This window comes from Burkholderia cepacia, from assembly GCF_001039005.1.
Lineage (GTDB): Bacteria > Pseudomonadota > Gammaproteobacteria > Burkholderiales > Burkholderiaceae > Burkholderia > Burkholderia theae.
Map to the genome: position 1 here is coordinate 25,068 of NZ_LDWR01000061.1, position 23,267 is coordinate 48,334.

The 23,267-nt window shown below is 67.7% G+C and carries 19 protein-coding genes; 9 read left to right on the forward strand and 10 right to left on the reverse strand.

The features are described 5' to 3' along the window. Nucleotides 1-11 precede the first annotated feature (11 nt). From secD to queA, 4 genes are all read right to left on the reverse strand, one after another. A complete protein-coding gene (secD, locus tag VL15_RS31930) occupies nt 12-2,033 on the reverse strand; it encodes a protein translocase subunit SecD (protein ID WP_048250794.1) in 2,022 nt (673 codons plus the stop codon). Between the two features lie 106 nt (nt 2,034-2,139). Further along, the gene (gene yajC / locus VL15_RS31935; RefSeq protein ID WP_048250795.1) at nt 2,140-2,463 is read right to left on the reverse strand and encodes a preprotein translocase subunit YajC; all 324 of its coding nucleotides are present in this window, start codon (nt 2,461-2,463) and stop codon (nt 2,140-2,142) included. Between the two features lie 233 nt (nt 2,464-2,696). Continuing rightward, nucleotides 2,697-3,890, reverse strand: coding sequence for a tRNA guanosine(34) transglycosylase Tgt (tgt, locus tag VL15_RS31940; RefSeq protein ID WP_048250796.1), 1,194 nt, complete (start codon nt 3,888-3,890; stop codon nt 2,697-2,699). Nucleotides 3,891-4,041: 151 nt separating this feature from the next. Continuing rightward, complete coding sequence (gene queA, locus VL15_RS31945) at nt 4,042-5,109, reverse strand: tRNA preQ1(34) S-adenosylmethionine ribosyltransferase-isomerase QueA (protein WP_048250797.1); 1,068 nt, start codon at nt 5,107-5,109, stop codon at nt 4,042-4,044. Between the two features lie 167 nt (nt 5,110-5,276). Between queA and recG the strand changes: the two genes are divergently transcribed. From recG to ubiA, 6 genes are all read left to right on the forward strand, one after another. Beyond that, entirely contained in the window at nt 5,277-7,607 is a 2,331-nt protein-coding gene (recG, locus tag VL15_RS31950) for an ATP-dependent DNA helicase RecG (RefSeq protein ID WP_048250799.1), read from the forward strand. A 125-nt stretch (nt 7,608-7,732) separates the two neighbouring features. Further along, nucleotides 7,733-8,692 (forward strand): hydrogen peroxide-inducible genes activator, encoded by a 960-nt coding sequence (locus VL15_RS31955; protein ID WP_048250800.1) that lies wholly within the window; start codon nt 7,733-7,735, stop codon nt 8,690-8,692. A 625-nt stretch (nt 8,693-9,317) separates the two neighbouring features. Then, a complete protein-coding gene (gene katG, locus VL15_RS31960; protein WP_048250801.1) occupies nt 9,318-11,504 on the forward strand; it encodes a catalase/peroxidase HPI in 2,187 nt (728 codons plus the stop codon). Between the two features lie 110 nt (nt 11,505-11,614). Further along, a complete protein-coding gene (locus VL15_RS42905; RefSeq protein ID WP_196319648.1) occupies nt 11,615-11,770 on the forward strand; it encodes a hypothetical protein in 156 nt (51 codons plus the stop codon). A gap of 121 nt (nt 11,771-11,891) precedes the next feature. Next, nucleotides 11,892-12,380 (forward strand): non-specific DNA-binding protein DpsA, encoded by a 489-nt coding sequence (gene dpsA / locus VL15_RS31965; RefSeq protein ID WP_048250802.1) that lies wholly within the window; start codon nt 11,892-11,894, stop codon nt 12,378-12,380. A 209-nt stretch (nt 12,381-12,589) separates the two neighbouring features. Further along, entirely contained in the window at nt 12,590-13,453 is an 864-nt protein-coding gene (ubiA, locus tag VL15_RS31970) for a 4-hydroxybenzoate octaprenyltransferase (protein ID WP_048250803.1), read from the forward strand. 97 nt (nt 13,454-13,550) lie between these two features. On the opposite strand, the gene proC is transcribed toward ubiA, so the two are convergent. The 6 genes from proC to VL15_RS32000 form a co-directional block, all read right to left on the reverse strand. Beyond that, nucleotides 13,551-14,363, reverse strand: a complete 813-nt coding sequence (gene proC / locus VL15_RS31975; RefSeq protein WP_048250806.1) for a pyrroline-5-carboxylate reductase — start codon at nt 14,361-14,363, stop codon at nt 13,551-13,553. Between the two features lie 51 nt (nt 14,364-14,414). Continuing rightward, nucleotides 14,415-15,113, reverse strand: a complete 699-nt coding sequence (locus VL15_RS31980) for a YggS family pyridoxal phosphate-dependent enzyme (protein ID WP_048250828.1) — start codon at nt 15,111-15,113, stop codon at nt 14,415-14,417. Nucleotides 15,114-15,211: 98 nt separating this feature from the next. Then, a complete protein-coding gene (gene glcF, locus VL15_RS31985; protein WP_048250810.1) occupies nt 15,212-16,438 on the reverse strand; it encodes a glycolate oxidase subunit GlcF in 1,227 nt (408 codons plus the stop codon). Nucleotides 16,439-16,723: 285 nt separating this feature from the next. Further along, nucleotides 16,724-17,812, reverse strand: a complete 1,089-nt coding sequence (gene glcE, locus VL15_RS31990) for a glycolate oxidase subunit GlcE (protein ID WP_048250813.1) — start codon at nt 17,810-17,812, stop codon at nt 16,724-16,726. A 185-nt stretch (nt 17,813-17,997) separates the two neighbouring features. Further along, complete coding sequence (locus tag VL15_RS31995; RefSeq protein WP_048250815.1) at nt 17,998-19,491, reverse strand: FAD-linked oxidase C-terminal domain-containing protein; 1,494 nt, start codon at nt 19,489-19,491, stop codon at nt 17,998-18,000. 38 nt (nt 19,492-19,529) lie between these two features. Beyond that, the gene (locus VL15_RS32000) at nt 19,530-20,939 is read right to left on the reverse strand and encodes an FAD-binding oxidoreductase (RefSeq protein WP_048250817.1); all 1,410 of its coding nucleotides are present in this window, start codon (nt 20,937-20,939) and stop codon (nt 19,530-19,532) included. A 137-nt stretch (nt 20,940-21,076) separates the two neighbouring features. Between VL15_RS32000 and VL15_RS32005 the strand changes: the two genes are divergently transcribed. The 3 genes from VL15_RS32005 to VL15_RS40945 form a co-directional block, all read left to right on the forward strand. Beyond that, a complete protein-coding gene (locus tag VL15_RS32005; RefSeq protein ID WP_048250819.1) occupies nt 21,077-21,628 on the forward strand; it encodes a cob(I)yrinic acid a,c-diamide adenosyltransferase in 552 nt (183 codons plus the stop codon). A 95-nt stretch (nt 21,629-21,723) separates the two neighbouring features. Further along, the gene (gene hmpA / locus VL15_RS32010) at nt 21,724-22,932 is read left to right on the forward strand and encodes an NO-inducible flavohemoprotein (RefSeq protein ID WP_048250821.1); all 1,209 of its coding nucleotides are present in this window, start codon (nt 21,724-21,726) and stop codon (nt 22,930-22,932) included. Between the two features lie 139 nt (nt 22,933-23,071). Further along, a partial coding sequence (locus VL15_RS40945; protein WP_196319649.1) for a transposase domain-containing protein occupies nt 23,072-23,267 on the forward strand: 196 nt, incomplete at its 3' end.

Consider the following 23,267-nt stretch of genomic DNA (forward strand, 5'->3'; position numbering starts at 1 on the left):
TCTCCGGGGCCTTATTGGGTCGAGCCCGGTTTCTTCGGCGACACGCCTTGCTGCGCGCGGTTGCGCAACTGCGGCTTGCCGGTGCGCGGCGCATTGCCCTTCGCGGGTGCGGCGAGCTGCGCGGCGCGCGCGGTGTCGGTCGATTCGTCCGCCGCGTCGAACGATGCGGCGGCTGCGGCGCCTTCCGGCTTCCACACCTGGCCGATCGCGAGCGACTTCAGCTTCTTGCGGCCGCCGTACCAGAGGTTGACGAGCCCGCGCGAGAAGAACACCGCGGAGAACATCGACGTCAGGATACCGATACAGTGCACGATCGCGAACGCGCGCACCGGGCCCGAGCCGAACGCGAGCAGCGCGAGGCCGGCGATCAGCGTCGTGACGTTCGAGTCGAGAATCGTCGCCCATGCATGCGCGTAGCCGGCCTGGATCGCGAGCTGCGGCGGCTGGCCCGCGCGCAGTTCTTCACGTACGCGCTCGTTGATCAGCACGTTCGAGTCGATCGCCATGCCGAGCGCGAGTGCGATTGCGGCGATACCGGGCAGCGTCAGCGTGGCCTGCATCAGCGACAGCACGGCGACGAGCAGCAGCAGGTTCACCGACAGGCCGATCACCGACACCACGCCGAACAGCATGTAGTACGCGATCATGAACACGGCGATCGCGCAGAAGCCCCAGATCACCGAGTGGACGCCCATCCGGATGTTGTCGGCGCCGAGGCTCGGGCCGATCGTGCGTTCCTCGATGATGTCCATCGGCGCGGCGAGCGAACCGGCGCGCAGCAGCAGCGCGAGGTCGGCCGCGGCCTGCGGCGTCGGCTGGCCCGTGATCTGGAAGCGGTCGCCGAGTTCGGACTGGATCGTCGCGACCGTCAGCACTTCGCCCTTGCCCTTTTCGAACAGCACCATCGCCATCGGCTTGCCGATGTTGTCGCGCGACACCGTGCGCACCGAGCGGCCACCCGCCGAGTCGAGACGGATGTTGACCGACGGACGCTGGTGGTCGTCGAAACCGGCCGATGCATCGATGATGCGGTCGCCGGTGAAGATCACGTCCTTCTTCAACAGCACCGGCGCCTGGATGCCCTGCGTGAACAGTTCCTCGCCCGGCGGCACCGGGTCGTTCGGGTTCGGGTGCGTGTTGATCGGATCGGCGAGGCGCGCTTCGAGCGTTGCGGTGCGGCCGATGATGTCCTTCGCCTTCGCGGTGTCCTGCACGCCCGGCAGTTCGACGACGATGCGGTCGCTGCCCTGCTGCTGCAGGATCGGCTCCGACACGCCGAGTTCGTTCACGCGGTTGTGGAGCGTGGTCAGGTTCTGCTTGAGCGCGGCGTCCTCGACGGATTTCTGCACGGCCGGCGTGAACGTGCCGACGACCTGCGTGCCGCCGCCGCCGGGCTGGGTCGCCCATTGCAGTTCGGTGATCGACAGCGCGAGCACCTTGCGGGCATCTTCCGCCGTTTGCGCATCGCTGAAGTTGACGACGACCGACTGATCGACGCGGCTCACGCCGCCGTCGCGGATGTTCTTGTCGCGCAGCAGCGTGCGCGCGTCGGACGCGTCGGAGTCGAGCTTCTTCGTGAGCGCGCCCGTCATGTCGACCTGGAGCAGGAAGTGGACACCGCCGCGCAGGTCGAGGCCGAGATACATCGGCAGCGCGTGCAGTGCGGTCAGCCAGCGCGGCGACGCGCTCTGCAGGTTCAGTGCGACGACGTATTGCGGATCGTTCGGGTCGGCGTTCAGCGACTTCTGCAGCAGGTCCTTGACGCGCAGCTGCGTATCGGTGTCCTTCAGGCGCACGCGGATGTTCGCGTTGGTCGCCGTGTTCTCGAAGGTGACGTCGTCCGGCGTGATCTGCGCGGACGCGAGCGCCGATTCGACCTGGGTCAGCGTGGTCGAGTCGAGCTTGACCGTGGCCTTGCCGCTCGACACCTGCACCGCCGGCGCTTCGCCGAAGAAGTTGGGCAATGTGTACAGAAAGCCGATGGCGAGCGCCACGACCATCACGACATATTTCCAGAGTGGATAACGATTCATGAGGGGGCCGAACGGGTGGTTGGCGTGAAAGCGTCGCGTCCGGCGCCGCGGCGGCCCGCTCTCTCAGGCGGGCACGGCGCGGGGAGCCGGACGCTCGGTGAAGGGCTTACAGCGACTTGATCGTGCCCTTCGGCAGAATGGTCGTGACCGCAGCCTTCTGCACGGTGATTTCAGTGCCTTCGGCGATCTCGACGCCGATGTAGCCTTCGGTGACCTTCGTCACCTTGCCGACGAGGCCGCCGCTCGTGACGACTTCGTCGCCCTTGGCCATGGCCGAGAGCATGTTGCGGTGCTCCTTCTGCCGCTTCATCTGCGGACGGATCATGATGAAGTAGAGCACAGCGAACATCAGGATGAGCGGCAGGAAGCTCATCAGGCTCGATTCGGCGCCACCGGCACCTTGCGCGAAGGCATTGGAAATGAACGGCACGTTGGTCTCTCCGTAGGGGAACTTCGAAAAATAAGCCGGTTATTCTACCACCGGCCCCATGCGCAAACGGCTCGGCAAATGCGCTGTCGGATCAAGCTGTTAAAGCGCGAACCGACACCGTTGCGACTTGTCTGGAAAGGTAATTGTAATATTTGGCGGTCGCGACGGGCGACTGGAACGCGTTATTTAGTACTCGTCCTATGTGACGGGCCGCCGCGCGGCCCGCCGGCCCGTCAGTCGACGCCTCTCGCGCGATCCTCCGCGAAGCGCTGGCGGAACGCGTCGAACGTATGGGTTTCGATCGCGTCGCGGATCTCGCTCATCAGCTGCAGGTAGTAGTGCAGGTTGTGGATCGTGTTGAGCTGCGCGCCGAGGATTTCGCCGACGCGGTGCAGGTGATGCAGGTAGCCGCGCGAGAAGTTCTGGCACGTGTAGCACGTGCAGCTCGCGTCGAGCGGCTTCAGCGAGTTCTTGTGCGTCGCGTTGCGGATCTTCACGTCGCCGAAGCGCGTGAACAGCCAGCCGTTGCGTGCGTTGCGGGTCGGCATCACGCAGTCGAACATGTCGACGCCGTTGGCGACGCCCTCGACCAGGTCCTCCGGCGTGCCGACGCCCATCAGGTAGTGCGGCTTGTTGGCCGGCAGCTTCGGGCCCACGTGCCGCAGCACGCGCATCATGTCTTCCTTCGGCTCGCCGACCGACAGCCCGCCGATCGCGAGGCCGTGGAAGCCGAGTTCCGACAGGCCCGCGAGCGATTCGTCGCGCAGGTCCTCGAACATCCCGCCCTGGACGATCCCGAACAGCGCGTTCGGGTTGCCGAGCCGGTCGAACTCGTCGAGCGAACGCTTCGCCCAGCGCAGCGACATGCGCATCGAGTCGGCCGCTTCCTTGTGCGTCGTCGGCACGCCGTTGGTCGCGTACGGCGTGCACTCGTCGAACTGCATCACGACGTCGGAATTCAGCACCTTCTGGATCTGCATCGACACTTCCGGCGACAGGAACAGCTTGTCGCCGTTGATCGGCGACGCGAACGTGACGCCGTCCTCGGTGATCTTGCGCAGGTCGCCGAGCGAGAACACCTGGAAGCCGCCCGAATCGGTCAGGATCGGCTTGTTCCAGCCCATGAACGCGTGCAGGCCGCCGTGCGCGTCGATCGTGTCGAGGCCCGGGCGCAGCCACAGGTGGAACGTGTTGCCGAGGATGATCTGGGCCTTGATCTCGTGCAGCTCGCGCGGCTGGATCGCCTTCACGGTGCCGTACGTGCCGACCGGCATGAAGATCGGCGTTTCGACCACGCCGTGGTTGAGCTTCACGCGGCCGCGGCGCGCGTGGCCGTCGGTCGTCAGCAGTTCGAATTCGAGCCCGTTTGCCGGGCGGTCCTGCACGGGGGCGTGCGTATCGTGATCGTGGGATGAGCCTTCGGTCATCGCTTTATTCTCCTGGCAACCGGAGAACAGTCCGGCGCATGTTGGAAACGCCGCCGGGTGACCGGCGGCGGTGAAAAAACGGGATGCGCGCCATCGTAGCGCGTCGGGCGAACGGCAGCCTCGCGGTGCGCGGGCCGTTGCCGTGCCGCACTTACGCGTGCGCCGCCTCCGGCGTGTCGCGCCGCGTGAGCAGCATCGCGTCGCCGTAGCTGAAGAAGCGGTAGCGTTCTTCGATCGCGTGCCGGTAAGCCGCGCGGATCGTCTCGACGCCCGCGAACGCGGACACGAGCATCAGCAGCGTCGACTTCGGCAGGTGGAAATTCGTGACGAGCCGGTCGACCACGCGGAAACGGTAGCCGGGCGTGATGAAGATGTCGGTCTCGGCCTGCGTCGCCGCGAGCGGGCGGCCCGCTTCGTCGGCGCTGCGCGCGGCGGCTTCGAGCGCGCGCATCGACGTCGTGCCGACCGCGATCACGTTGCCGCCGCGCGCGCGGGTCGCGGCGATCCGGTCGACCAGCGATTGCGGCAGGTCGTACCACTCGCTGTGCATCTTGTGCTCGGCGATGTTGTCGACGCGCACCGGCTGGAACGTGCCGGCGCCGACGTGCAGCGTCAGCGTCGCGCGCTCGACGCCCATCGCGTCGAGCTGGTCGAGCAGCGGCTGGTCGAAGTGCAGCCCGGCCGTCGGCGCGGCGACCGCGCCCGGATTGCTCGCGTAGACGGTCTGGTAGCGCGTCTCGTCGGTCGCGTCGGGATCGTGCTCGATATACGGCGGCAGCGGCAGGCGGCCGAACTGCTCGATCAGCACGAGGCACGGCTCGGGGAAGTGCAGCGTGAAGAACGGCTCGACGCGCTCGCCGACCGTCACGTCGAACGCGTCGGCGAGGCGCAGCGTCGTGCCGGCGCCCGGCGACTTGCTCGCGCGGATCTGCGCGAGCGCCGTGTGCGTGCCCGTCACGCGCTCGATCAGCACCTCGATCTTGCCGCCGCTGGCTTTCTGGCCGAAGAAACGCGCCTTCAGCACCTTGGTATCGTTGAAGACGAGCAGGTCGCCGGGCGCGATGCACGACGGCAGCTCGGCGAATTTGCGGTCGACGAGGCGCGCGGGCTCGACGGTGCGGTCGACCTCGAGCAGGCGGCTCGCGGTGCGATCGGGCAGCGCGGTTTGTGCAATCAGCTCGGGCGGCAGATTGAAATCGAAATCGGAAAGCGTGAACATGCGGGCTGGTTCGAAACGGCCGGCGAGCGTTGCCGGCAGGGCGGAAACGCGTAAATGGGGCGCGCGAGCCGCTATGATGACGGGATGCGCGGCCTGGCCGGCGTCGTTCGTTCGGACGACGTGAAAGCCGCTATTGTACTTGCCTTGCGAAGCACCCAGACGATCCGATGCCTGTGTCACCACGCCGTTCCACCGCCGCCGTTGCCGATTCCGCCGATCCGTTCGACGCGGAGGATGCCGCGCTCCCCGTGCAAGGCGCGGGGGAGCCTGCCGAGCCGCAGCGCGCCGCGCCGCGCCGGGCCGGGCCGAAGCGCGGCGCCGACGGGCGGCTCGCGCAGCCGGCCGCCGCCGCGCCCGATGCCGACGGCGCCGCCGCGAGCGACGAAGCCGGTGCGGCCGGCGCGAAGCGCAAGAAGAAGGCCGCCGCCGACAAGCCGGTAAAGACCGTCGACAAGCTCGCGAAGCTCGGCCTCACGCGCTCGATCGATCTCGTGCTGCATCTGCCGATGCGCTATGAGGACGAAACCACGCTCACGCCGATCGGCGAGCTGCTGCCGGGCGGCATCGCGCAGGCGGAAGGCGTCGTGTTCGACAACGAGGTCGCGTACCGGCCGCGCCGCCAGCTCGTCGTGAAGATCCAGGACGACGACGGCGAGCTCCTGGTGCTGCGCTTCCTGAATTTCTACGGCTCGCAGGTCAAGCAGATGGCCGTCGGCCAGCGGCTGCGCGTGCGCGGCGACGTGCGCGGCGGTTTCTTCGGGATGGAGATGGTGCATCCGGCGGTGCGCGTCGTCGAAGCGGATGCGCCGCTGCCGCAGGTGCTCACGCCCGTCTATCCGAGCACGGCCGGCGTGTCGCAGGCCTATCTGCGCAAGGCGATCGAGAACGCGGTCGAGCGCACGCCGTTGCCCGAGCTGCTGCCGCCCGAGATCGATCGCGCGTACCTGAAGCCGCTCGGCGTGCCGTCGCTTGAGCAGGCCGTGCGGATCCTGCATCATCCGGGCGTCGATTCCGACGAAGCCGCGCTGATGGACGGCTCGCACCCGGCGTGGACGCGCATCAAGTTCGAGGAGCTGCTCGCGCAGCAGCTGTCGCTCAAGCGCGCGCACGAGGAGCGCCGCACGCGTGCGGCGCCCGCGATGCCGCGCCGCACCGCGAGCGATGCCGATGCGCTGACGACCCGGCTCTACGCGGCGCTGCCGTTCACGCTGACGGGCGCGCAGTCGCGCGTCGTCGACGAGATCGCGCACGACCTCACGCTCGCGCACCCGATGCAGCGCCTGCTGCAGGGCGACGTCGGCAGCGGCAAGACCGTCGTCGCGGCGCTGGCCGCCACGCAGGCGATCGACGCCGGCTACCAGGCCGCGCTGATGGCGCCCACCGAAATCCTCGCGGAACAGCACGCGCGCAAGCTGCGCGCATGGCTCGAGCCGCTCGGCGTCACGGTGGCGTGGCTCGCGGGCAGCCTGAAGGCGAAGGACAAGCGCGCGGCGATCGAGGCGGCCGCGCTCGGTACCGCGCAGCTCGTGATCGGCACGCACGCGATCATCCAGGACGCGGTCGAATTCGCGCGGCTCGGCCTCGTGATCGTCGACGAGCAGCACCGCTTCGGCGTCGAGCAGCGTCTCGCGCTGCGCGCGAAGGCCGCGAACGCGGCCAACGGCGCGCGCGATTTCCAGCCGCACCAGCTGATGATGTCGGCCACGCCGATTCCGCGCACGCTCGCGATGACGTACTACGCGGATCTCGAGGTCTCGACCATCGACGAGCTGCCGCCGGGCCGCACGCCCGTGCTGACGCGCCTCATCGGCGACGCGCGGCGCGAGGAGGTGATCGCCCGCGTGCGCGAGGCCGCGCTGACCGGGCGCCAGGTGTACTGGGTGTGCCCGCTGATCGAGGAGAGCGAGACGCTGCAGCTGCAGACGGCCGTCGAGACCTACGAGACGCTGGTCGCCGCACTCCCCGAGCTGAAGGTCGGGCTCGTGCATGGCCGGCTGTCGACGGCCGACAAGGCGGCCGTGATGGAAGCGTTCACGCGCAACGACGTGCAGCTGCTGGTCGCGACGACCGTGATCGAAGTCGGCGTCGACGTGCCGAACGCGTCGCTGATGGTGATCGAGCATGCTGAACGCTTCGGCCTTGCGCAGCTGCACCAGCTGCGCGGCCGCGTCGGGCGCGGTACCGCGGCGTCGGTATGCGTGCTGCTGTACACGGGGCCGCTGTCGATCACCGGTCGCGAGCGGCTGAAGACGATGCGCGAGACGACCGACGGCTTCGAGATCGCGCGACGCGACCTCGAAATCCGCGGCCCTGGTGAATTCCTCGGCGCGCGCCAGTCGGGCGCGGCGATGCTGCGGTTTGCGAACCTCGAGACCGACGGCTGGCTGATCGACCCGGCCCGCGAGGCCGCGGCGCGGCTGATCGCCGGCTACCCCGACGTCGTCACGCAGCATCTCGCGCGCTGGCTCGGCGCGCGCGAGCAGTACCTGAAGGCTTGATCCACCGGTTTGGGGCCGGATCAGAAGCGCCAATCGATGCATCGCGATGCAGAGAAACTTGGCGAACCGGTGCCAGAGGGTGTATAAATTAAACCTATCGCCTGTATATCTCTGATTGACCCACAATGACGCTGACTGAATTGAAATACATCGTCGCGGTTGCGCGCGAGCGGCATTTCGGCCGCGCGGCCGAAGCATGCTTCGTGAGCCAGCCGACGCTGTCGGTGGCGATCAAGAAGCTCGAAGACGAGCTCAACGTGCAGATTTTCGAGCGCGGCGCGAGCGAAGTGAGCGTGACGCCGATCGGCGACCAGATCGTCACGCAGGCGCAGCGCGTGCTCGAGCAGACCTTCGCGATCAAGGAGATCGCGAAGCAGGGCAAGGACCCGCTGGTCGGCCCGTTCCGTCTCGGCGTGATCTATACGATCGGGCCGTACCTGCTGCCGACGCTCGTCAAGCAGATGATCCAGCGGGTCCCGCAGATGCCGCTGATGCTGCAGGAGAACTACACGCTGAAGCTGCTCGAACTGCTGAAGCAGGGCGAGATCGACGCGGCGATCATGGCGCTGCCGTTCCCGGAAACCGGCCTGATGGTGCGACCGCTGTACGACGAGCCGTTCGTCGTCGCGCTGCCGGCCGGCCATCCGTGGGAGAAGCGCGTGGAAATCGACGCCGAGGACCTGAAGCAGGAAACCATGCTGCTGCTCGGCAACGGCCACTGCTTCCGCGATCACGTGCTTGGCGTGTGCCCGGAGCTGATGCGCTTCTCGCAGACGGCCGACGGCATCCAGAAGACCTTCGAGGGCTCGTCGCTCGAGACGATCCGCCACATGGTCGCGAGCGGCGTCGGCATCACCGTGCTGCCGCGGATGTCGGTCGCCGAGGTCGGCCCGCGCGCGAACGGCCCCGACGCCGAACTGCTGTCGTACGTGCCGTTCAACGAACCGGTGCCGGACCGCCGCGTGGTGCTCGTGTGGCGCAAGAGCTTCACGCGGATGCCCGCGATCGACGCGATCAGCGACGCGATTGCCGCGTGCGTGCTGCCGGGCGTCGCGAAGCTCGACATGCCGGCGACGATGAACTGAGTCGCCGGGGCCCACGGCCCTGGCCGATAGACGGGGTTCACGACCCCGTTTAATTTTATCTATGTAATAGATAAAATTAATTAAATATCTTGTTTGAATAGTATTTAATAGAATCTCCCACATGGATCGTTTGCCGGTTCGGCAGCCGGTCCGCACGCTGAATGCAAGCGTCAAAGGAGGATGTCATGATGCGTTCGATACTGGGGCACGCGCAGCGGAACATCCCGCCGCGCGGACATGTCGTAGATCGCGCCAGGGCCGCAATTCTGAGCCTGCGCCCGATCGCATTCGCGTACCTGGCGGACCGCGCGTATGGTGGATGAGTGCCGCCGCCCGCCGGTCCTGTGTTCCCCCGAGTCACCCGCCGTCAAGCCATGAGGGAGCAACGCATGTCAGAAAGCTGGAAACCCGCACGCGTCGCCGGCACGCCACCCGCCGGCCACCGCCTGCCGCAGCGCGCCGCTCGCGGCACGCGCGTATCGAAGCGCTCGCACGACATCCCGTAGGACGCAGGAGGATCAACCCGTTCCGTTTCTTACCCCCGCAATGACGCTTCACCCGCCGGTTCCGGCATGCTGCCGGAGCGAGCAGGTGGAGGCACACGAGCAAGCCAAGGAGAAAACGCATGTCGAACGAAACGAAGTGCCCGTTCAACCACACCACCGGTGGCGGTGCGACGAACAAGGACTGGTGGCCGAATCAGTTGAACCTGAACGTCCTGCACCGGCACTCGGCGCTGTCCGATCCGATGGACAAGGATTTCGACTACACCGAGGCATTCAAGAAGCTGGACCTCGCGGCGGTGAAGAAGGACCTGCATGCGCTGATGACGACGTCGCAGGACTGGTGGCCGGCCGACTTCGGCCACTACGGCGGCCTGTTCATCCGCATGGCATGGCATAGCGCCGGCACGTACCGCACGGCCGACGGCCGAGGCGGCGCGGGCGGCGGGCAGCAGCGCTTCGCGCCGCTCAACAGCTGGCCGGACAACGTGAGCCTCGACAAGGCGCGCCGGCTGCTGTGGCCGATCAAGCAGAAGTACGGCCGCAACATCTCGTGGGCCGACCTGCTGATCCTGACCGGCAACGTCGCGCTCGAATCGATGGGCTTCAAGACCTTCGGCTTCGCCGGCGGCCGCGTCGATACGTGGGAACCGGACGACGTCTACTGGGGTTCGGAAAAGATCTGGCTGGAACTGAGCGGCGGGCCGAACAGCCGCTACTCGGGCAAGCGCGACCTCGAAAGCCCGCTCGCCGCCGTGCAGATGGGCCTCATCTACGTGAACCCGGAAGGCCCGGACGGCAACCCCGACCCGGTCGCCGCCGCGCACGACATTCGCGAGACGTTCGCGCGGATGGCGATGAACGACGAAGAAACGGTCGCGCTGATCGCGGGCGGCCACACGTTCGGCAAGACGCACGGCGCCGGTCCGGCATCGAACGTCGGCGCCGAGCCGGAAGCCGCCGGCCTCGAGCAGCAGGGTCTCGGCTGGAAGAGCACGTTCGGCACCGGCAAGGGTGCGGACGCGATCACGAGCGGCCTCGAAGTCACGTGGACGTCGACGCCGACGAAGTGGAGCAACGACTTCCTGAAGCACCTGTTCAGCTATGAGTGGGAGCTCACGAAGAGCCCGGCCGGCGCGCACCAGTGGGTCGCGAAGGACGCCGGCGACGTGATTCCGGATGCGTTCGACGCGTCGAAGAAGCATCGTCCGACGATGCTGACGACCGACCTGTCGCTGCGTTTCGATCCGGCCTACGAGAAGATCTCGCGCCGTTTCTACGAGAATCCGGCCGAGTTCGCCGACGCGTTCGCACGCGCATGGTTCAAGCTTACGCACCGCGACATGGGCCCGCGTGCCCGCTACCTCGGCCCGGACGTGCCGGCCGAGCATCTGCTGTGGCAGGACCCGATCCCAGCCGTCGACCACAAGCTGATCGACGCTGCGGATGTCACGGCGCTGAAGGCGAAGGTGCTGGCATCGGGCCTGTCGGTGTCGCAGCTCGTGTCGACCGCATGGGCGTCGGCTGCGACGTTCCGCGGTTCGGACAAGCGCGGCGGCGCGAACGGCGCGCGGATCCGCCTCGCGCCGCAGAAGGACTGGGAAGTGAACCAGCCGGCTCGGCTCGCGAAGGTGCTCGCGACGCTCGAAGGCGTGCAGAAGGCGTTCAACGACGCGCAGACGGGCGGCAAGAAGGTGTCGCTCGCCGATCTGATCGTGCTGGCCGGTGCGGCCGGCGTCGAGCAGGCGGCGAAGAACGCGGGCGTTGCGGTGACGGTGCCGTTCGCACCGGGCCGCGCGGATGCGTCGCAGGAGCAGACCGACATCGAGGCGATGGCCGTGCTGGAGCCGCTGGCGGATGGTTTCCGCAACTTCCTGAAGCATGCGTACAAGACGCCGGCCGAGGCGCTGCTGGTCGACAAGGCGCAACTGCTGACGCTGAGCGCGCCGGAGATGACGGTGCTCGTCGGTGGCCTGCGCGTGCTCGGCACGAACGTCGGCGACGCGAAGCACGGTGTGTTCACCGACCGTCCGGAAACGCTGACGAACGACTTCTTCGTGAACCTGCTCGACATGGGCACGGAATGGAAGCCGGCGTCGGCCGCGAACGACGTGTTCGAAGGGCACGATCGCGCGACGGGCAAGGTCAAGTGGACCGGCACGCGCGTCGACCTGATCTTCGGCTCGCATGCGCAACTGCGTGCGCTGGCCGAGGTGTACGGCAGCGCGGATGCGAAGGAGAAGTTCGCGCACGACTTCGTCGCGGCCTGGAACAAGGTGATGAACCTCGACCGCTTCGATCTCGCATGAACCTTGCCGCCGCGTAATGCGGTAGTGCGGTAACGCAGCAACGCGAAACGGCCGGTCGAACGACCGGCCGTTTCTTCTGGACCCTGAGTTTCGTTGAAGGAGTGACGACCATGACGCAATTGATGCTGAACATGCGCGCCGCACTGGCGGCGCCGAAGATGCGGGCGCCGGCCGAGATCGCGCGATACGTAGTCGGATTCGCGATCGTCGTCGGCGGTGCGGCCGAACTGGTGTCGCAGGCGCTGCACGCGATCGCGGCCGCCTGAGCGCGGCGCGTCACGCGCCACGCTGCAGTGGCGAGCCGTGCGCGCGGGTGGTGCGGTGTCGACAGGCAGGTAGCCCGATTCGCTTTCATTACCTTGATTCATTGAATAAGGAGTCCGTAACATGGCCGGGAAGACTCATGCCACGCAGATCAACATCGGCATCAGCGACAAGGACCGCAGGAAAATCGCGGACGGCCTGTCGCGCCTGCTCGCCGATACGTTCACGCTGTACCTGAAGACCCACAACTTCCACTGGAACGTCACCGGCCCGATGTTCAACACGCTGCACCTGATGTTCGAGGCGCAGTACAACGAACTGTGGCTCGCGGTCGATTCGGTCGCCGAACGCATTCGCACGCTCGGCGTCGTCGCGCCGGGTACCTTTGGCGATTTCGCGAAACTGTCGTCGGTGCCGGAAGCGAACGGTGTGCCGGCAGCGGAAGACATGATCCGCCAGCTCGTCGAAGGGCACGAGGCAGTCGTGCGAACCGCGCGCGCGATCTTCCCGATTGCCGACGCGGCGAGCGACGAGCCGACCGCCGACCTGTTGACGCAGCGGCTGCAGACGCATGAGAAAACCGCGTGGATGCTGCGGTCGCTGCTCGCGTAAGCGCGGCGCGGCCGAGCAGGGCGCCGGCCGGCTCGATCCGGGGTGGCGTGGAATCTGTCCCTTGATTGATGCGTATCGCGGCGTGGCCACGTGCGGCGGGCCTTGGCGGTCCATACGCGTGCCGCAACTGCCGGCCGCGGGTCGCGCCGACATGACGCGAAGCGCCGCTCGGCTCTAAAATGCCGGGGTTATCTTCCCGGTGCTTCGCCATGCTTGCCCGTTTTCCGCTGTATCTGCGGCTCGTCCGGATGGACAAGCCGATCGGCAGCCTGCTGCTGCTCTGGCCGACGCTCAACGCGCTGTGGATCGCGTCGGACGGCCATCCGCGCTGGCCGCTGCTCGTGATCTTCACGCTCGGCACGTTGCTGATGCGTTCGGCCGGCTGTGCGATGAACGACTACGCCGACCGCGATTTCGACCGCCACGTGAAGCGCACGGCCGACCGGCCGCTGACGTCGGGCAAGATCCGCGCGTGGGAAGCCGTCGCGATCGCGGTCGGGCTGTCGTTCATCGCGTTCCTGCTGATCCTGCCGCTCAACACGCTGACGAAGGAGCTGTCCGTCGTCGCGCTGTTCGTCGCGGGCTCGTATCCGTTCATGAAGCGCTTCTTCGCGATTCCGCAGGCGTATCTCGGCATCGCGTTCGGCTTCGGCATCCCGATGGCGTTCGCGGCCGTGCAGGACACGGTGCCGGCGATCGCATGGGTGATGCTGATCGCGAACATTTTCTGGTCGGTCGCGTACGACACCGAATACGCAATGGTCGATCGCGACGACGACATCAAGATCGGCATCCGCACGTCCGCGCTGACGTTCGGCCGCTTCGACGTCGCGGCCGTGATGGCGTGCTATGCGGCGACGCTCGGTATCTACGTGTGGATCGGCGTGACGCTCGGCTTCGGTCTCGCGTACTGGGCCGGCTGGGCGGCGGCGGTCGGCTGCGCGCTGTATCACTACACGCTGATCAAGGGCCGCGAGCGGATGCCTTGCTTCGCGGCGTTCCGGCACAACAACTGGCTCGGCGGCGTGCTGTTTGCCGGGATCGCCGCGCATTACCTGCTGACCGGCAACTGAACGGAGCCGCGCGCCGGCGCGCGGTGCCAATGAAAAACCGGCCAGGTGGCCGCTTTTTTTACGTCCGGTGCCCGCGAAGCCGGCACCGCGGGCGCGCTTACGCGCGGCCGAGTTCGTCGCCCATTTCCTTCGCGCGCGCCTCGGCCGCGAGCGCGCCGCGCACGATCGCTTCCTTCACGCCCTGCGCGTCGAACGACGCGAGCGCGGCGGCCGTCGTGCCGCCCTTCGACGTCACGCGTTCGCGCAGCACGCTCGCCGGCTCGCCCGATTGCGCGGCGAGTTGCGCGGCGCCCGCGAACGTCGCGACCGCGAGCGCGCGGCCCTGTTCGTCGTTCATGCCGAGGCGGCGCGCGGCTTCCTGCAGCGCTTCGATGAAATAGAACACGTACGCCGGGCCGCTGCCCGAAATGGCCGTGACGGCGTCGAGCTGCGATTCGTCGTCGAACCATACGATCTCGCCGACCGCGCCGAGCACGCTCGATGCGAGTTCGCGGCCCGCCGCGTCGACGCCCGGCAGCGCGGCGAGGCCCGTCACGCCCATGCCGACGAGCGCGGGCGTGTTCGGCATCGTGCGCACGACGCGGGCGTAGTCGCCGAGCCAGCGCGCGAGGTCCGTGCCGCGAATGCCGGCCGCGATGCTGATCACGAGCTGCGACTTCAGGTGCGGCGCGAGCGCCTGCGCGACGTCCTTCAGCACCTGCGGTTTCACCGCCAGCACGACCGCGTCGTAATCGGCGAGCGTCGCGTCGACGGCCGCGCCGGTGCGCACGCCGAATTGCTGCGCGGCGCGCGCGCGGACGTCTTCGTTGATGTCGATGGCATACAGGCCGTCAGCGGCGACGCCGCGCTTGATCAGGCCGCCGATCAGGGCCGCGGCCATGTTGCCGCCGCCGATGAATGCGATTTTCATGATGTCCGATTGAGCGAGTGAGTGAACGGAAAGGCGGAAAGGGCGCGGCGTTCAGTGCGAGTAATCGCGCGCACCGAAGATCGCGGTGCCGACGCGCACGATCGTCGCGCCTTCGAGCACGGCCGCATCGAGATCGGCGGACATGCCCATCGACAGCGTGTCGAGCGCCAGGCCGTCGGCGCGCAACGCGTCGAACAGCGCGCGCAGCGCACGATGCGGTGCGCGTTGCGCTTCGGTGTCGCCGGCCGGTTCGGGAATCGCCATCAGGCCGCGCAGCCGCAGCGACGGCAGCGCGGCAACCGCGCGCGCGACCCCGGCCACGTCGGCGGGCGCGACGCCGCTCTTCGACGCCTCGCCGCTGATGTTCACCTGCACGCAGACGTTGAGCGGCGGCAGGTGCGCGGGGCGTTGTTCCGACAGGCGCTGCGCGATCTTCAGCCGGTCGACCGAATGAACCCAGTCGAAGCGCTCGGCGACCGGGCGCGTCTTGTTCGATTGCAGCGGCCCGATGAAATGCCATTCGAGGCTCGCGCGCAAGTCGGCGAGCGCGTCGATCTTGTCGATCGATTCCTGCACGTAGTTTTCGCCGAATGCGCGTTGCCCGGCCGCATGCGCGGCGCGCACGTCGTCGGCGGGAAACGTCTTCGAGACGGCGAGCAGCGACACGGTGGCGGGATCGCGGCCGGCCGCGCGGGCGGCGTCGGTGATGCGGCGATGGACGGATTCGAGACGGGCGGCGAGATCGGACATGACGGGCACGAAGACAGGCACGGAAGCGGGCATGAAGCAGCTGCGCCGCGGCACGCGGCGCATCGATCCGTCCATTATACGGACGCCGCGCGCGAGGCCTAGCCGTACAGCAAATGCTCGACGAGCTGGATCCAGTGGGTGACCGGAATCTGCGTGCCGCTCTGCAGGTGCGCGATGCAGCCGATGTTGCCGGAGACGATCATCTGCGGTTCGAGCGCCTGCAGCTTCAGCAGCTTCTGCTTGCGCAACCGGTACGACAGCGACGGCTGCGTCAGCGAATAGGTGCCGGCCGAGCCGCAGCACAGATGGCTGTCGGCCGGCAGCCGCACGTCGATGCCGAGCGTCTCGAGCAGGCGTTCGACCTTGCCGCGCGACTGCTGGCCGTGCTGCAGCGTGCACGGCGGGTGGTACGCGACGGTATGGATCGCGCGGCGCCGCGCGAGTGTCGCGAGTTCGGCCTCGAACGCGAGCAGCACGTCGGAGATGTCGCGCGTCAGCGCGACGATGCGCTGCGCCTTCTCCGCGTAGGTCGGATCGTCGCGCAGCAGGTGCGCGTATTCGAGCACCGTCGCGCCGCAGCCCGTTGCGTTCATCACGATCGCCTCGGCGCCCTGTTCGACGTGGGGCCACCACGCGTCGATGTTGCGGCGCGCGTCGTCGAGCGCTTCGTCGTGATAGTTCAGGTGCAGGCGGATCGCGCCGCAGCAGCCCGCGTCGGGCGCGACGACCGTCTCGATGCCGAGCGCATCGAGCACGCGCGCGGTCGCGATGTTGATGTTCGGCAGCATCGACGGCTGCACGCAGCCGCCGAGCATCAGCATCTTGCGCGTATGCGTGCGGTGCGGCCATTCGAGCAGCCGCGTGCGCGGCGGCACCTTGTCGCGCAGCCGCTTCGGCAGCAGCGGCCGCACGTGCTGGCCGAGCCGCATCATCGGCGAGAACAGCGCGGCGTTCGGCACGAGGCTCGCGAGCACGCGGCGCACGAGACGCTGCTGCACGGGGCGCTGCACCTGCGCTTCGACATGCTTGCGGCCGATCTCGACGAGCCGGCCGTACTGGACGCCTGACGGGCAGGTCGTCTCGCAGCTGCGGCACGTGAGGCAGCGGTCCAGGTGCTGCTGCGTGCTGCGCGTGACGTTCGCGCCTTCGACCAGCTGCTTGATCAGGTAGATGCGCCCGCGCGGGCCGTCGAGTTCGTCGCCGAGCAACTGGTAGGTCGGGCAGGTCGCGGTGCAGAACCCGCAATGCACGCACTTGCGCAGGATCGCCTCGGCCTCGTCGCCGTCGGGCGTGTTGCGGATGAAATCGGCGAGGTTCGTTTGCATTTAGGGTCTGTTTACCTATGGAACGCGCATGCGTTGCCACGAGAACGGCCGCTCGCGAGGCGCGTGACGCCGCGAATACTGACGTATTCGCAAGGAGCGCAACGCGGCGAGCGGCCGTTCTCGTGGCAACCCCTAATTAAAAAATTCATTCCACGGGAATGCCCGAAATCGCCCGTATGGCGGCGTCGCTCGTCGCTTGTTTGGCTCGGCCAAACGGCGCTCCTCACTTCTTGCCCTACGAGCGATTTCGGGCATTCGCATGTGCGTTCCATAGGTAAACAGACCCTAAAGATCGGGGTAGAGCCGGCCGCGGTTGAAGATGCGCGCGGGGTCGAACGCGGCTTTCAGCCCGCGGTGGATTTTCATCATCGGGGCGGGGAGCGGCGTGAACACGCCCGCGCTGCGGTCGTAGGCGTCGCCCGCGCGGAACAGCGTCGCGTGACCGCCGGCCTGCTTCGCGCTCATGCGCACGGTCTGCGCATCGGCGTCGGTGATCCACCAGCGCTGCGCGCCGCCCCATTCCATCAGCTGGGTGCCCGGCAGGTGCATCGGCTCGGTGATCGACGGCAGCGCGAGGCGCCACAGCGCATAGCCGGGCGGAATGCCGTTGAAGAACGGGTCGGTATGCTCGCGCAGGCCGGCCCAGAAGCGCTCGGCTTCGACCGCGTCGACGACTTCGCCGCCGAGCAGCGTCTTCGCGGATTTCACGGCCGCTTCGGCGCCCGACAGGCGCAGCACGAGCGTGCCGTTACGCCACGCGCTCGCGCTGACGGGCAGCGGATGGCCGCCCCATTCGTTGAGCTTGCGCACCGCGTCGGTAGCGGTCATTTCGAACTTCAGCGTGACTTCGGCGACCGGCATCGGCAGCACCTTGATCGACAGGTCGAGCATCAGCCCGAGCGTGCCGAGCGCGCCGGCCATCAGCCGCGACACGTCGTAACCGGCGACGTTCTTCACGACCTGTCCGCCGAAGCGCAGCATTTCGCCGCGGCCGTTCATCAGCGTGACGCCGAGCACGAAATCGCGCGGCGCGCCGCAGGTGGCACGGCGCGGGCCCGCGAGGCCTGCCGCGACGCAGCCGCCGACGGTGGCCGCGCGGCCGAAGTGGGGCGGCTCGAACGGCAGCATCTGGCCGCACTCGGCGAGGACGGTTTCAAGCTGCGCGAGCGGCGTGCCCGCGCGGACCGTGACGACGAGTTCGGCCGGGTCGTACGACACGATGCCCTGAAACGCGCGCGTGTCGAGTATTTCGCCCTCGAGCGCCTGGCCGTACCAGTCCTTGGTGCCGCCGCCGCGAATCCGCAGCGGCCGGCCGTCGGCGCTGGCCGCGCGGACGCGTTCGGCCCATCCGGCGACGATGTCGTCCTCTTCCATGTTCTGTTGCTGCCTCGACTTGTTGTTCGGTCGATTGTACCGGGGTGGCGCGATTCCACATCGCGACTATCCCTAAGCCCCGTATTGCGGACCGCATGCCCGCGCCGACGCGCAAGCGGGCCGCGCGGGCACGGCAGTATGCCGCGGCCCGGCCGCCGGCACGGGCCGCGCACCGCGCGCGGCGCTCAGAAGCGCGGCAGGTCGGGGTGCGGCAGCAGCCCGCCGCGCACGTGCTGGCGACCGTACTCGGCGCAGCGCGCGCGGGTCGGGATGCCCTTGTCCGGGTTCAGCAGCCCGGCCGGATCGAATGCGCGCTTGACCGCGAAGAACGCATCGCGCTCCTGCGGCGAGAACTGTACGCACATCGAATTGAGCTTCTCGATGCCGACGCCGTGCTCGCCCGTCACGCTGCCGCCGAATTCCACGCAGCATTCGAGGATTTCCGCGCCGAACTGCTCGGCGCGGTGCAGCTCGTCCGGATCGTTCGCGTTGTAGAGGATCAGCGGATGCATGTTGCCGTCGCCCGCATGGAACACGTTGATGCAGCGCAGCCCGTAGCGCGTTTCGAGCTGCTCGATGCGTGCGAGCAGCGGGCCGATCGCGCGGCGCGGCACGGTGCCGTCCATGCAGTAATAATCGGCGGAAATGCGGCCGGCAGCCGGGAACGCGTTCTTGCGGCCCGACCAGTAGCGCAGCCGCTCCTGTTCGTTGCGCGACACCTGGATGCGCGTCGCGCCATGCTCGCGCAGCACGGCCGTCATCCGCACGACTTCTTCCGCGACTTCTTCCGGCGTGCCGTCCGATTCGCACAGCAGGATCGCTTTTGCGTCGAGGTCGTAGCCGGCGTGCGTGAACGCCTCGACGGCCTGCGTGGCCGGCTTGTCCATCATTTCGAGCCCGGCCGGGATGATGCCCGATGCGATGATCGCCGCGACGGCCTCGCCGCCCTTGACCACGTCGTCGAAGCTCGCCATTACGAGCTGCGCGGTCTGCGGTTTCGGGATCAGCCGCACCGTGACCTCGGTGACGATCGCGAACATCCCCTCGCTGCCGATCATCACGGCGAGCAGGTCCAGACCCGGCATGTCGAGCGCGAGCGAGCCGAACTCGACGATCTCGCCGTCGATCGTCACCGCGCGCACGCGCATCACGTTGTGCACCGTCAGCCCGTATTTCAGGCAGTGGACGCCGCCGGAATTTTCCGCGACGTTGCCGCCGATCGTGCACGCGATCTGCGACGACGGATCGGGCGCGTAATACAGGCCGTACGGTGCGGCGGCTTCCGAGATCGCGAGGTTGCGCACGCCGGGCTGCACGGTTGCCGTGCGCGCGTACGGATCGACTTCGACGATACGCGTGAAGCGCGCGAGCGACAGCACGACGCCGAGCGCGATCGGCAGCGCGCCGCCCGACAGGCTCGTGCCCGCGCCGCGCGGCACGATCGGCACTTCCATGCGCCGGCAGATCTGCACGATCCGCTGCACCTGGGATTCCGTTTCGGGCAGCGCGACCGCGAGCGGCAGGCGGCGGTAGGCGGACAGGCCGTCGCATTCGTATGGCGCCGTGTCTTCGTCGCGATACAGCAGGCAGTGCGTCGGCAGCACGGCCATCAGCGCCTGCACGACTTCGCGCTGGCGCTGCGCGCGTGCCGCGCTCGACAGTTCGACGGGAGCATTCATGGGGTCTCCTGCGGGTGGCGCGATGTCGCGCCGCCGTCTCAGCACGTGAAAATCTTGCCGGGATTCATCAGGTTGCGCGGATCGAGCGCGAGCTTGATCGCGCGCATCGTGTCGATCGCGTTGTCGCCGTGCTCCTTCGGCAGGAAGCGCATCTTGTGCAGCCCGACGCCGTGCTCGCCCGTGCAGGTGCCGCCGAGGCGCAGCGCGCGCTCGACGATCCGGTCGTTGATGTGCTCGGCTTCGGCGAGTTCCTCGGGCTTGTCGGGGTCGATCAGGATCGCGACGTGGAAATTGCCGTCGCCGACGTGGCCGACGATCGGGCAGGGCAGCGACGAGGCGCGCAGGTCGACTTCCGTTTCCTCGACGCACGCGGCGAGCTGCGAGATCGGCACGCAGACGTCGGTCGTCACCGCGCGGCAGCCGGGTTTCAACTGCAGCATCGCGAAGTACGCGTTGTGGCGCGCGGCCCAGAGCCGGCTGCGGTCTTCGGGGCGGGTCGCCCATTCGAAACCCTGGCCGTTGTTCTCGCCGGCCAGCGCCTGCACGAGCTCGGCCTGTTCCTTGACGGAGGCCGCGGTGCCGTGGAATTCGAAGAACAGCGTCGGCGCTTCGGTGAGCGTCAGGTTCGAGTGGCGGTTGATCGAGCGCACGGCGAGCGAATCGACGAATTCGACGCGCGCGATCGGCACGCCGATCTGGATCGTCTCGATCACGGTACGCACCGCGTCGCCCATCGTCGGGAACGTGCAGATCGCGGCCGATACGGCTTCGGGCAGCGGGTGCAGGCGCAGCGTGATCTCGGTGATCACGCCGAGCGTGCCTTCGGAGCCGACGAACAGGCGCGTGAGATCGTAGCCGGCCGACGACTTGCGGGCGCGCGAGCCCGTTTTCACGACGCGGCCGTCGGCGAGCACCGCGGTCAGGCCGAGCACGTTCTCGCGCATCGTGCCGTAGCGCACGGCGTTGGTGCCCGATGCGCGGGTCGCGGTCATCCCGCCGATGCTGGCGTCGGCGCCCGGGTCGATCGGGAAGAACAGCCCGGTGTCGCGCAGCGCTTCGTTGAGCGCCTTGCGCGTGATACCCGGCTCGACCGTCACGGTCAGGTCTTCGGCGTTGATCGACAGCACACGGTTCATTTCCGACAGGTCGAGCGAGATGCCGCCGCGCACCGCGAGCAGGTGGCCTTCGAGCGACGAGCCGGCGCCATACGGGATCAGCGGTACGCTGTAGAGCGAGCACAGCGACACGGCTTCGCGCACGTCGTCGGCGCTGCGGGCGAATACGACGGCGTCGGGCAGTTGCGGATCGAACGGCGATTCGTCGCGGCCGTGGTGGGCGCGGACCGCGTCGGCGGTCGATACGCGTTCGCCGAAGGCGGCGCGCAGCGCATCGAGCATGGCGGGGGGCAGCGGGCGGCGCGTGACGGCCGGCGGGGCGGGGTGATTCACGAATGTCTCCTGGCTGCTTGTCGAACTTTCGGCTCATTCTACGCCGTAACGCCCGCTGCGCCCGCCGCCGCGGGCTGCGATAATCGCGTTCCAAACCAAGCGGGCTGCATCGCGGCCGCGCATGACAGGAGATTCGCATGGGCAACCGCTTGAGCAAGATCGCCACGCGCACCGGCGACGACGGCACCACCGGCCTCGGCGACGGACGACGCATCGGCAAGGACGACGCGCGGATCGCGGCGATCGGCGACGTCGACGAACTGAATTCGAACCTCGGCGTACTGCTCGCCGAGACGCTGCCGGACGACGTGCGCACGGCGCTCGTCACGATCCAGCACGACTTGTTCGATCTTGGCGGCGAGCTGTGCATCCCCGGCCATGCGGTGCTCGACGACACGCATCTTGCGCGTCTCGACCAGTGGCTCGCCGACTACAACGCGACGCTGCCGCCGCTGAAGGAATTCATCCTGCCGGCCGGCTCGCGCGCGGCGTCGCTCGCGCACGTGTGCCGGACCGTATGCCGCCGCGCGGAGCGCTCGATCGTCGCGCTCGGGCGCACCGAAACGCTCAACGATACGCCGCGGCGTTACGTGAACCGGCTGTCGGACCTGCTGTTCGTGCTGGCGCGCGTGCTGAACCGCGCCGGCGGCGGGGCGGACGTGCTGTGGGAGCGCGGGCGCGTCCGCTAGCGCGCCGCGGCCCTTTTTGCGCACTGCGACAATTTGTCCGGGGAACGTCGTTTTTTAAACATGTATTGTATGTGCATGTTTAACGGAGAACGAACATGACCCACATCACCGCTGACCAGATGGCCCGTGTGAAGGCCACCGCCCCCGTTCTTGCCGAGCACGGCACGACGATCACGAAGCACTTCTACCAGCGCATGTTCGCGCGTCATCCGGAACTGAAGAACCTGTTCAACCAGACGCACCAGAAGACCGGCAGCCAGCCCGAGACGCTCGCGAAGGCCGTCTACGCGTATGCGGCGAACATCGACAACCTCGGTGCGCTGGGCGGTGCGGTGTCGCACATCGCGCACAAGCACGCGAGCCTGAACATCCGCCCCGAGCACTACCCGATCGTCGGCGAGAACCTGCTCGCGTCGATCGTCGAGGTGCTCGGCGACGCGGTCGATGCCGAAACGCTTGAAGCCTGGCGCGTCGCGTACGGCCAGCTCGCGCAGATCCTGATCGGCGCCGAGGCCGACCTGTACGCGGGTGCCGCCTGGAGCGGCTTCCGTCCGTTCAAGGTGGCGCGCAAGGTGCGCGAGAGCGACGAGATCACGTCGTTCTACCTGAGCCCGGCCGATGGCGGTACGGCGCCGACTTTCGAACCGGGTCAGTACATCACGGTGAAGCGCTTCGTCGGCGATCTCGGCGTCGACCAGCCGCGCCAGTACAGCCTGTCCGATGCGCCGCACGGCAAGTGGCTGCGCATCTCGGTGAAGCGCGAGGCCGGCACGCCGGAAGCGATCCCGGCCGGCAAGGTGTCGACGCTGATGCATGACGGCGTGGAGGAGGGCGCGATCGTCGAGGCGACCGCGCCGATGGGTGAATTCTCGCTGAAGCGGGGCGTCGAGACGCCGGTCGTGCTGATCTCGGGCGGCGTCGGCCTGACGCCGATGGTGTCGATGGCATCGACGCTGGTCGGCGAAGGCAGCACGCGCGACGTGCGGTTCGTCCACGCCTGCCGCTCGGGCGCGGTGCACGCGTTCCGCGACTGGCTGAACGATACGGCGCGCGAGCATGCGAACGTCAAGCGCACGGTGCTGTACGAACTGGTCGGCCCGAACGATCGCGCCGGCATCGACCACGATGTCGAAGGGCGGCTCACGCCGGCACGCGTGAAGGCATTCGCGCTGCTGCCGGACGCCGATTACTACATCTGCGGCCCGATCGCGTTCATGAAGGCGCAGCGCGATGCGCTGGTGGCGCTCGGCGTCGCGCCGGAACGCGTGAACACCGAAATCTTCGGTTCGGGCGCGCTCGAGTGATGAGCCGACGGACGATCTCCGGCCAATGAAAAAGCCCGGCGCGAGCCGTAATGCCGTTCAGTTAAGCAACTGAACGGCATTTTTGTTTGTGGCGAGAGCCTGTTGTAAACGGGACACGACGGTGTTAACTTTCGTCGCCATGCTGGCCGACGATCTCCACCTGCTAGTCGAATCCCATCCGCCGTTTGACTGGAACCGGCTGGGTCAGCATTTGCCGTACGAATGGGTTGAGCAAGCGGTTCAGGCAAGCGGTAGCGCCAGTATTCGCCGTCGGCGACTGCCGGCCGAACAGGTGGTGTGGTTGGTCATTGCATTGGCGCTGTACCGGCACCAGT